General features: G+C 71.1%; 5 protein-coding genes and 3 pseudogenes. 5 read left to right on the top strand and 3 right to left on the bottom strand.

All coding sequences use genetic code 11. The annotated features are described in order from the left end of the window. On the top strand, positions 1–846 hold an 846-nt coding region (locus HUU95_RS02670; protein WP_174278683.1), incomplete at its 5' end, for an alpha/beta hydrolase family protein. 243 nt (positions 847–1,089) lie between these two features. Here the strand turns inward: HUU95_RS02670 and HUU95_RS02665 are convergent. Continuing rightward, positions 1,090–1,776 (bottom strand): helix-turn-helix domain-containing protein, encoded by a 687-nt coding sequence (locus HUU95_RS02665; protein WP_174278682.1) that lies wholly within the window; start codon positions 1,774–1,776, stop codon positions 1,090–1,092. A 139-nt stretch (positions 1,777–1,915) separates the two neighbouring features. Here HUU95_RS02665 and HUU95_RS02660 point away from each other — a divergent pair, with 139 nt between their 5' ends. From HUU95_RS02660 to HUU95_RS02650, 3 genes are read left to right on the top strand one after another with little or no spacing between them, the layout of a single operon-like run. Then, a complete protein-coding gene (locus HUU95_RS02660) occupies positions 1,916–3,052 on the top strand; it encodes a YkvI family membrane protein (RefSeq protein ID WP_174278681.1) in 1,137 nt (378 codons plus the stop codon). A 19-nt stretch (positions 3,053–3,071) separates the two neighbouring features. After that, positions 3,072–3,785 carry a Crp/Fnr family transcriptional regulator gene (locus HUU95_RS02655; RefSeq protein WP_254602579.1) on the top strand — a complete coding sequence of 238 codons (714 nt, stop codon included), beginning with the start codon at positions 3,072–3,074 and terminating at the stop codon, positions 3,783–3,785. A gap of 31 nt (positions 3,786–3,816) precedes the next feature. Then, the gene (locus tag HUU95_RS02650; RefSeq protein WP_174278680.1) at positions 3,817–7,281 is read left to right on the top strand and encodes an indolepyruvate ferredoxin oxidoreductase family protein; all 3,465 of its coding nucleotides are present in this window, start codon (positions 3,817–3,819) and stop codon (positions 7,279–7,281) included. Here HUU95_RS02650 and HUU95_RS02645 read toward each other — a convergent pair. Together HUU95_RS02645 and hutI are read right to left on the bottom strand one after the other, a co-directional pair. After that, positions 7,282–7,473 (bottom strand): annotated as a pseudogene (locus tag HUU95_RS02645) (urocanate hydratase); the annotation flags it as partial. A gap of 1 nt (position 7,474) precedes the next feature. Next, a pseudogene (gene hutI / locus HUU95_RS02640) lies at positions 7,475–8,554 on the bottom strand (imidazolonepropionase); the annotation flags it as partial. A 29-nt stretch (positions 8,555–8,583) separates the two neighbouring features. Between hutI and hutF the strand changes: the two are divergent. Next, a pseudogene (gene hutF, locus HUU95_RS02635) lies at positions 8,584–9,469 on the top strand (formimidoylglutamate deiminase); the annotation flags it as partial.

The following is a 9,469-nucleotide window of genomic DNA, read 5'->3' as shown; positions in this document are numbered from 1 at the left end:
CGCGGCGAGCCCCGACCGCTCGGCGCCACCCTGCCCTACCCGTCCGCAGAGTTCGTCACGCCCCGGCCGGTCGGCTTCACCGCCCCCGACGGCACCGCGATCCGGGGACAGCTGTTCGCGGCCCCCGGCGGCGCGGCGCGCAAGCCGGCCATCGTCTTCGTCCATGGCGGCCCGGAGCGGCAGATGCTGCTCGGCTGGCACTATCGCGACTATTACGCCAACGCCTATGCGGTGAACCAGTATCTGGCGAGCCGCGGCTTCGTGGTGCTGTCGGTCAACTACCGGCTCGGCATCGGTCAGGGCCGCGCTTTCGAGCAGCCCGGCCATGCCGGCGCGGATGGCGCTGCCGAATACCAGGATGTGCTCGCCGGCGCGCGCTACCTGCAATCGCTGGCGAGCGTCGACGGCGCACGGATCGGCATCTGGGGCGGCTCCTATGGCGGCTACCTGACCGCGCTGGCGCTGGCGCGCAACTCCGACACGTTCAAGGCGGGGGTCGACTTCCAGGGCGTCCACGACTGGTCACTCTACCTTGCCGAGCAGGGCGGGCCGGCGCCCCGCTTCGAGCAGGGCGATCGCGACATGGGCATGAAGACCGCCTTTCAGTCGTCGCCGGTGGCGGCGGTGGCGGGCTGGCGCTCGCCGGTGCTGCTGATCCAGGGCGACGACGACCGCAACGTGCGCTTCAGCCAGACCATCGACCTCGCCACACGCCTGACCCGCACCGGCGCGCCGGTCGAGACGTTGGTGCTGCCCGACGAGACCCACGGCTTCGCCCGCCATGCGAGCTGGGTACGCGCGGACGCGGCGACGGTGGCGTTCTTCGAGCGATCGCTGCGGCGTTAGGCCGAGCCGACACCTACCCAGCCCCATGCCTTGCGCCTCCCCCGGCGACAGCACCCGTTGTTGATGAGGTTGCACCGGGTTCCGGCGTCATCCCGGCCTTGTGCCAGGTTCCGCGCCAGTTCTGGCCCGAGCGTCGGCGGAAAGCGTCAACTGGCAGAACAATCCCGCGGTGGATGCCGGCACAGGGCCGGTATGACGGCATGGGCTTGGTGGGGAAGGTGCGTTCGTCGATGGTCCGACAGATCACGCCGGCGCCTTGCGCCTGACCGGTGGCCTTGCAGGACCGGCCTTTCGGGGGGCGCGCTGCTCGATCGCCCGCGCGACGTGCGCCTCCGAGGTCGCGTTGATCGACAGGATGCGGCACGGACCGTCGCCGACCGACACATAGGCGTGGCCCATCGCGCTGTCGAAATACACGCTGTCGCCGCTCTCCAACCGCACCGGCGTGTAGAGCGCGGTGTGCAGCTCCAGCGTACCCTCCACGACATAGACGAACTCCTCGCCGTCGTGGTGGAGCAGCTCCTCATATTCGGCGATGTCGCGCTTGAAGACCTCGCCCAGGATCGGGATCATCCGCTTGTGCAGCAATTCGGTGGCGAGATAGACATAGTTGCTGCCCTCCACCTCGACCGAACGGCCTTCTCCGGCGCGGGTGACGCTGCGCCGCATCGCGCCCTCGACCCGCGCGGGCTGGTCCTCCGCCGCGCTGCCGAACAGCTGCGCAACATCGATCTCCAGCCCCTCGCAGAGCCGGACCAGCTTCTCGAAGTTGAGCCCGATCTTGTCGTTCTCGACCTTGGACAGCGCCGACACGGTCAGCCCGGTGCGGTGGCTGACGTCGGCCAGCGTCCAGCCGCGCCGTGCCCGGATCGCTTTCAGCACGGCCCCCGGTTTCGCCTGGGACCGGTCCTTGGTGGTTGAGATCGACATCAGTGCTCCCCGGCGGCTCTCTACAGGCAGCCGCGCCAGGCTGTCATCCGGCGACACACATGCGCCGGCATTTTTCCGTATATGACATTTGTTGCACAAGAGGATATCTGTCGCGATGATACCGTGCATGGAGAGACGGATGCGCCGACGGGGAAGCGACTGGTTCCAGCGCCTGCTGCTGCCCGGCTTCGCGTTCAAGGCGGTGGTGATCGGCGGCGGCTATGCGACGGGGCGCGAGCTGGCGACCTTCTTCATGCCGGCGGGGCCGCGCGGCGGGGTCTATGGCATGTTGCTCGCCACCATGGTCTGGAGCGGAGTCGCCGCGCTGACCTTCCTGTTCGCCTATCGCACCGACGCGCGTGACTATCGCCGCTTCTTCGGGTGGCTGCTCGGACCGCTTTGGCCGGTCTACGAGGTCGCCTACGCGCTGGCGATGATCGTCATCCTGGCGGTGTTCGCCGCCGCCGCCGGCGCGATCGGCCAGGCGATGTTCGGCTGGCCGGTCGCCGTCGGCGCGGTGCTGCTCGTCCTCGCGATCGCAGCCGTGGCCGCGCTCGGTAACGAGGGGGTCGAGCGGTTGTTCAAGTGGGTGACCTTGTTCCTCTACGGCACCTACGCGCTGTTCGTCGTGCTGATGCTCAGCCGGTTCGGCGACCGCGTCGCCGCCGCCTTCGCCGCGCCGGCGCCCGTGTCGGCGTCAACGGGCGGCTGGGCGGCAGGCGGGCTGACCTATGCGGGCTACAACATCATCGGCGCGATCGTCATCCTGCCGGTGACGCGGCACCTCTCCTCACCGCGCGACGCGGTCGTCGCCGGGCTGCTCGCGGGGCCGTTCGCGATGCTGCCGGCCCTGCTGTTCTTCGTCTGCATGACCGCCTTCTATCCCGTCATCCAGGCGCAGACGCTGCCGTCCGACTATATGCTGGCGCGGCTCGACCTGCCGCTGTTCCGCGCCATCTTCCAGGCGATGATCTTCGCGGCGCTGCTCGAGAGCGGCACCGGCGGTGTCCATGCCGTCAACGAGCGCATCGCCGCCGCCTGGGGCGACCGCCGCGCCGCGGCATTGTCGCGCGGCGGCCGGCTCGCGATCACCGTGGCGGTGCTGGTATTCTGCGTCTTCATCGCCGGTGAATTCGGGCTAGCGGCGCTGATCGGACAGGGGTTCAAATGGCTGTCCTACACCTTCCTCGCCATCTATGTGCTGCCGCTGGTAACGATCGGCCTGTGGCGGATGGTGCGCTGGCCGTCGCGCACCGAGGCAGCGCCGGTCCGGTGACCGGGCGGCGGCGAGCATCGTGGTCTCGCCGCTGAGCTTCGACATGCTGCGCTGGCTGGACGAGCCGGCGCGCGCGCGGTTCGCCGCCGCGACCACCCGGCGCCGGGCGGTCGCCGGCGAGACGATCTACATCCAGGGCGATGCCGGGACCGAGATGTACCGGATCGAGCGTGGCTCGGTGCGGCTGTCCGTCCTGCGCCGCGACGGGCGCGAGGTCGTGCTCCTGTTCTTCCAGCCGGGCGACTGCTTCGGCGGCAGCAGTCTGGTGGACGGCGGCCCGCGTCCGCAGACCGCGCAGGCGATCACCGATGTCGAGCTGAGCGTGCTGGGGAAGACGGCGTTCCAGGCGCTGCGCCGGACGTGTCCGGGCTTCGACGACGCGCTCCTGCGGCTTCTCTCGGCGCAGTTGCGCGCGGCCACCGCGCAATATGCCGACAGCAGCCTCGACAGCCTGCGCGCGCGGGTGCTGGCGCGCATCCTGGTGTCCGCACGATCGTTCGGCGCGGCGGCGGAGGGCGGTGTGCGGCTGACGCTGCGCCTGTCCCAGGCGGAGCTGGCGATGATGGTCGGCGCCTCCCGCCAGCATGTCAACAAGGCGCTGAAGGCGATCGAGGCCGACGGGCTGATCGCGATCGAATACGGCAACATCCTCGTCCGCGACGTCGCCGGGATCGAACGGCTGCTCGACGCCGATTGTCGCGGAGGTGACAGAGTTCGGCCGACCATGCGCTGATGCTCTCGCGACAAGGTCTGGAGAGGGTCGCATGGCCGGCACCGCCGTCACGCTCGACGACAAATGGGCGACCACGCGCGGCCGCGTCCTGCTCAGCGGCGCGCAGGCGATCGCGCGCGTGCTATTGGCGCGCGCGGCACTCGACCGCGCCGCCGGACTGAACACGGCGGGGTACGTCAGCGGTTATCGCGGCTCGCCACTCGGCAACGTCGACACCGCGCTCTGGGCGGTCGGCGATCGGCTTGCCGCCGCCGGCGTCAAGTTCGCGCCGGGCATCAACGAGGATATCGCCGCCACCGCCGTGCGCGGCACGCAGCAGCTCGGTTCGGTGCCCGGTCCGCGCTTCGACGGAGTCTTCGCCGCCTGGTATGGCAAGGGACCGGGCGTCGACCGCTCGCTCGACGCGCTCAAGCACGGCAATTACGGCGGCGCGCACCGCAACGGCGGCGTGCTGCTGTTCTACGGCGACGATCATGCAGGCAAGTCCTCCACGGTATCGCATCAGAGCGAGCAGGCGATGGCCGCCGCGCAAATCCCCTCGCTCTACCCGGCCGACGTCGGCGAGATCATCGACTACGGACTGCTGGGCTATGCGATGTCGCGCTACAGCGGTTCGTGGGTGGGCATGAAGCTCGTCAACGAGATCGCCGAGCAGACCTTAACGGTCGACATCGATCTCGACGGGGTCGCGCCCGTGCTGCCGCCACAGCCCGATCTGCCGCCCGAGGGCCTGCACGTCCGCGCCGACTCGCGCGTGCCCCTTCGCGAGGAGCAGATCGTCGTCGAGCACCGGCTGCCGGCGATCCAGCGTTTCGTTCGCGCCAATCGCATCGATCGCACATCGTTCTGCGCGGTGACGCCGCGCCTTGGCCTCGTCACCGCCGGCAAGAGCCATGGCGATACCCGCCAGGCGCTCGCCCTGCTCGGTCTCGACGATGCGCGCGCGGCGGCGCTCGGCCTGTCGCTCTACAAGGTCGGCTGCATCTGGCCGCTGGAGCCCGAGGGGCTGCTCGCGTTCGCGCGAGGCCATGCGACGCTGCTGGTGATCGAGGAGAAGAAGAGCTTCGTCGAGGCGCAGGCGGCGAGCCTGCTGGTCAACGCACCCGAGCGGCCGCGGCTGATCGGCAAGCGCGACGAGGCCGGCGCGCCGCTGCTGTCCGAGACCATCCAGCTGGAACCCATCGCCATCGCGCTGGCGATCGCCGGGCGCCTCCCGCACCTCGGCATCGCCGATCCCGAGGTGACGGCGGCTGCCGCGCGCCTCCAGGCGATCCTCGCGCCCGCCGCCGACGCGCTGCCGCCGCTGCCGCTGCGCCGCGCGCCCTACTTCTGCTCGGGCTGCCCGCACAGCCGCTCGACCAAGGTGCCCGACGGCAGCCTCAGCATGACCGGGATCGGCTGCCACACGATGGCCGCGCTGGTCCGGCCCGAACAGGCGCTCGCCCCGACGCACATGGGCGGCGAGGGCGGCAACTGGATCGGCCTCGCTCCCTTCACCGGCACGAGACACATGTTCCAGAACATGGGCGACGGCACCTACCATCATTCCGGCCTGCTCGCGATCCGCGCCGCGGTCGCCGCCAAGGTCAACATCACCTACAAGATCCTCTACAACGACGCGGTCGCGATGACCGGTGGCCAGCCGGTCGACGGTCCCATCTCCGTTGCCGAGATCGCGCAGCAGGTGCGCCACGAGGGCGTCGGCACGATCGTGCTGCTCAGCGACGATCCCGACGCGCATCGCGGCAACCCCGCGCTGCCGCCGGACGTGCGGATCGAGGATCGCGACCGGCTTGACACGATCCAGCGTGAGCTGCGCGACACGCCCGGCTGCACCGTGCTGATCTACGAGCAGACCTGCGCTGCCGAGAAGCGCCGCCGCCGCAAACGCGGGCTCTACCCCCACCCACCCAAGCGGCTGTTCATCTCGGAAGCGGTCTGCGAGGGCTGCGGCGACTGCTCGGTCCAATCGACCTGCATGAGCCTCCAGCCCGTCGAGACCGACTGGGGCCTCAAGCGGCGGATCGACCAGGCGAGCTGCAACAAGGACTATAGCTGCCTCGACGGCTTCTGCCCGAGCTTCATCACGGTGGAGGGCGCCGAACCGCGCAAGCCCGCAGTCGCTGCGATCGATCCGGCGCTGTTCGCCGACCTGCCCGAGCCCGCGCGCGCGCCGCTGGACGATGGCTTCGCCATGATGATCGCCGGCATCGGCGGCACCGGAGTGATCACCGTGGCGGCGATCCTCGGCATGGCGGCGCATCTCGACGGTCACGCCGCCTCGCTGTTCGACATGACCGGACTGGCGCAGAAGAACGGCGCGGTGTTCAGCCATGTCCGCATCGCCGCCGGCCCTGAGCGGCTGCATGCGCAGAAGCTCGGCCGCGGCGAGGCCGACGTGCTGCTCGGCCTTGACCTCGTCGCCGCGCTCAGCGGCGACGCGATGGCAACGGCCGCGCCGGGTCGGACGCGGGCGCTGGTCGACAGCGACGTCGTCCCGACCCTCGCCTTCCAGTTCAACCGCGACCTAGCGATCGACGGCCGGCTGCTGGCGATGCGGCTGCAGCGACAGCTCGGGGCGGAGGCGGTATCGATCGCGGACGCGGCCGGGATCGCGGCGGCGTTGCTCGGCGATGGCCTTGGCGGCAACTTGTTCCTCGTCGGGCTGGCTGCGCAGAAGGGACTGCTGCCCGTTTCTGTGGCGGCGATCGAGCGGGCGGTACGGCTGAACGACGCCAACGTCGTCTTTAACCTCGCCGCGTTCGGGCTGGGCCGGGTCTTCACGGTCGATCCCGCGCGGCTCGCCGCCCTGCTGCCGGCCAAGGCCGCGCCGCTCGACCAAAGCCTCGACGCGCTGGTCGAGCGGCGGGCCGCGCATCTGACCGCCTATCAGGACGCCGCCTATGCCGCGCGCTATCGGGCAATGGTCGAGCGCGTCCGCGCGGCCGAACGCGCGATCGCCCCGGACAGCGAGGCGCTCGCGACGGCGGTCGCGCGCAACTATGCCAAGCTGCTCGCGTACAAGGACGAGTATGAGGTCGCGCGGCTGCTGACCGATCCCGCGCTGGCGGCCGAGCTGCGCCGCCGCTTCGCCGATGGCGCGCGGTTCCGCTACAATCTCGCGCCGCCCCTGCTCGGCGGCACGGCGCCGAATGGCCGCCCCCGCAAGCGGGCGTTCAACGCGGCGGCGATGCGGCCGCTGCTAGCGGTCATGGCGCGCGCGAAGCGGCTGCGCGGCACGATGCTCGACCCCTTCGGCTACGGCGCCGAGCGCCGGAGCGAACGCCGCCTCATCGCCGGGTACGAGGCGCTGGTGGAAGGCGTCCTGCGCGACCTCGCGCCCGATACGCTCGGCGCGGGGATAGCGCTGCTCGGCCTCGCCGACATGGTGCGCGGGTTCGGCCCGGTGAAGCACACCGCCATCGCCGCCTATGCGGCGGCGGTCGCGGCGCATCGGGCGCCGGCGGCGGCGGCAGCGGCCAAGATCGCCGCCTGATTATCGTTGCGGCAGGATCGCGGGCAGGTCGAGGCCCTGGTCGCGGGCGCACTCCAGCGCGACGTCGTAGCCGGCATCGGCATGGCGCATCACGCCGGTCGCGGGATCGTTCCACAACACGCGCTCGATGCGCCGCGCCGCCGCGTCGCTGCCATCGGCGACGATCACCATGCCGGCATGCTGCGAATAACCCGACGTCCCAGATCGCGAGGTCGCAAGACTTGCCGACCTCCAGCGTGCCGATCTCGCCCGCCAGCCCCAGCGCCCGCGCCGCCTCGCGCGTCACCCCGGCGGAGCATTCGTCGACGGTGAGCCGGAACAGCGTCGCGCCCATGTTCATCGCCAGCAGCAGCGAGGTCATCGGCGAGGTGCCGGGATTGCAATCGGTGGCCAGCGCGATCGGGACGCCCGCCGCGCGCAGCGCCGCGACCGGCGGCAGCCTGGTCTCGCGCGTGAAGTACCAGGCGCCGGGCAGCAGCGTCGCGACCGTGCCGGCGCCCGCCATCGCCACGATGCCGGCGGTGTCGAGATATTCGAGATGGTCGGCCGACAGCGCGCCGTGCGCCGCCGCCAGCGCCGCGCCGCCCTGGTTGGATAGCTGCTCGGCGTGCAGCTTCACCGGCAGGCCGTGCGCGCGCGCCGCCGCGAACACGCGCGCGGTCTGCGCGGGCGAGAAGGCGATGTTCTCGCAGAACGCGTCGACCGCGTCGACCAGGCCCTCGGCGGCGAGCGCCGGGATCATCTCGTCGCAGACGGCGTCGACATAGCCATCGGGATTGCCGGCATATTCGGGCGGCACCGCGTGCGCACCGAGGAAACTGGTGACGATCCGCACGTCGCGCACCGCGCCGAGCGCGCGGGCGGCGCGCAGCATCCGGCGTCCGTCGGCGAGCGTCAGGCCATAGCCGGACTTGACCTCGACCGTCGTCGCACCCTCGGCGATCAGCGCGTCGAGGCGGGGCAGCGCGGTGGCGACAAGCTCGTCCTCGCTCGCCGCGCGCGTCGCCTCTACCGTCGAGACTATACCGCCGCCAGCGCGCGCGATCTCCTCGTACGAGGCGCCCGCCAGCCGTTGCTCGAACTCGCCCGCGCGGTCGCCGGCGTAGACGAGATGAGTGTGGCAGTCGATCAGCCCCGGCGTGATCCAGCGACCGCCGCAGTCGATCGTCTCGGCCGCCGCCGGCGCGGCGCGGCGCGAGCCGACATAGCCGATGCGGCCGTCCACCGCCCCCACGGCGCCGTCCTCGACGACACCCAGCGTGCGGCCCGTCATCGTCGCGAGTCGCGCCCTGGTCTACAGTCGGTCCATGCGACGACGACTTCTGGAGCTGGCGCGAAGTGATGTACCGCTTCCTCGACCGACTGACCCCTGAGGACGTCGCCGCGATCACCGCGCAGGCTTATGTCGAGATGCTGGAAACCGGCTACACCCGCGTCGGCGAGTTCCATTACCTCCACAACGACGTGGACGGCGCGTGCTACGCCGATCCCGCCGCCACCGCCGCCGCGATCGTCGCGGCGGCCGACATCGTCGGGATCGGGCTGACGCTGCTGCCGGTGTTCTACGCGCATGGAGATTTCGGCGGCGCGGCTCCCCTCCCCAGCCAGCGGCGCTTCCTGTCCGACCTCGACGGCTTCGCCCGGCTGGTCGAGGCGAGCGGCGCGCTGCTGCCCGCCGACGGCGTGCTCGGCGTCGCGCCACATTCCCTGCGCGCGGTGACGCCCGACGAGCTGACGGCGGTTGTCGGCATGACGACGGGGCCGATCCACCTCCACGTCGCCGAGCAGCTGCGCGAGGTCGAGGCGTGCCTTGCCTGGAGCGGGCGGCGGCCCGTCGAGTGGCTGCTCGACACCCAGCCGGCAGACGCGCGCTGGTGCCTGATCCACGCCACCCATCTCACCGACGCGGAGTGCGACCGGCTGGCGGCGAGCGGCGCGGTCGCGGGGCTGTGCCCGATGACGGAAGCCAATCTGGGCGACGGTATCTTCCCGGCGGCGCGCTACCTCGCCGCCGGCGGCCGGATCGGCACCGGAACCGACTCCAACATCCTGGTCGACGCGGCGGCAGAGCTTCGCGCGCTCGAATATTCGCAACGGCTCGCGCACCGCCGCCGGGCGATCCTGGCCGACGAGGCGACGCCGTCGGTCGGCGAGCGGCTGTTCGGCGCGGCGCTGGCGGGCGGCGCCC

This window comes from Sphingomonas bacterium (assembly GCF_903643065.1).
Classification (GTDB): domain Bacteria; phylum Pseudomonadota; class Alphaproteobacteria; order Sphingomonadales; family Sphingomonadaceae; genus Sphingomonas.
This window is presented reverse-complemented; position numbering and strand designations above follow the sequence as displayed.

Bases quoted from the DNA above. Each gene is read 5' to 3' on its own strand.
- HUU95_RS02665 (WP_174278682.1), bottom strand. From the start codon at position 1,776: ATGTCGATCTCAACCACCAAGGACCGGTCCCAGGCGAAACCGGGGGCC.
- HUU95_RS02650 (WP_174278680.1), top strand. From the start codon at position 3,817: ATGGCCGGCACCGCCGTCACGCTCGACGACAAATGGGCGACCACGCGC.
- HUU95_RS02660 (WP_174278681.1), top strand. From the start codon at position 1,916: ATGCGCCGACGGGGAAGCGACTGGTTCCAGCGCCTGCTGCTGCCCGGC.